We start from the raw sequence: 1,148 nt of genomic DNA on the forward strand, positions 1-1,148 counted from the left end.
GGTTGCGTCCAGCAGGGTGGTGTACGAGCCGGGCCTGATCGGGATGTCCGGCGTGTCGTAGCCGAATGAATGAAGGTCATCGCGTGATTCTTCGAGAGACCGACCAAAGTCACTCGAGCAAAGGAATCGACGCGATGACCACTGCCCACGATATCGACCTGCCGGCCGTGTTGGCCGAACGACTCACTACCTGCCACCCTGACGTGCTGCGTGAGTTGTTGGCCACCTTCATCCATGCCCTGATGGGGGCTGAAGCTGATGCGGTGTGTGGTGCCGGCTATGGCCAGCGCAGCAGCGAGCGCGTTAATCAGCGCAACGGCTATCGGCACCGCGAGTTCGATACCCGTGCCGGCACATTGGATCTGGCGATTCCCAAGCTGCGCCAAGGCTCATATTTCCCGGACTGGCTGCTCGAACGGCGCAAACGTGCTGAGCGGGCCCTGACCACGGTGGTGGCCACCTGCTACTTGTTGGGCGTCTCGACGCGGCGGATGGACAAACTCGTCGAGACTCTGGGCATCACCAGCTTGTCGAAGTCGCAGGTCAGCGTGATGGCCAAAGAACTTGATGTCGCGGTCGAGGCGTTTCGTACCCGCCCGTTGGATGGCGGTCCCTACACGTTCATGGCTGCTGATGCCCTGGTCCTTAAGGTGCGCGAGGGCGGCCGGGTGGTCAACGTGCACGCCCTGATCGCCGTCGGGGTGAACGCCGAGGGGTATCGGGAGATCCTGGGCATCGACGTCACCACCGCCGAGGACGGCGCTGGGTGGTTGACGTTCCTGCGGTCGCTGACCGCTCGCGGCCTTTCCGGTGTCCGGCTGGTCACCTCCGATGCCCACGCCGGGCTCGTGAATGCCCTCGGCGCCACGCTGCCCGGTGCGGCATGGCAGCGCTGCAGAACGCACTACACGACGAATCTGATGGCTGTCACACCGAAGGCGTCGTGGCCGTGGGTCAAGACCCTGCTGCATTCGGTGTTCGATCAACCAGATGCCGAATCTGTTGCTGCACAATATGACCGCATCATCGACGCGTTGGAGGACAAGCTACCTAAGACGGCCGAACACTTGGAGGCAGCTCGAGCCGACCTGCTGGCGTTCACCGCGTTCCCCAAACAGATCTGGCGCCAGATCTGGTCGAACAACCCC

The 1,148-nt window shown here is 62.9% G+C and carries 1 protein-coding gene; it reads left to right on the plus strand.

The window, feature by feature from the left end:
• Positions 1–134: 134 nt before the first annotated feature.
• Positions 135–1,148, plus strand: a 1,014-nt coding sequence (locus AO501_RS15715; RefSeq protein ID WP_055578598.1) for an IS256 family transposase, incomplete at its 3' end; no start/stop codon positions are given.

This window comes from Mycobacterium gordonae, assembly GCF_001417955.2.
GTDB lineage: Bacteria > Actinomycetota > Actinomycetes > Mycobacteriales > Mycobacteriaceae > Mycobacterium > Mycobacterium gordonae_B.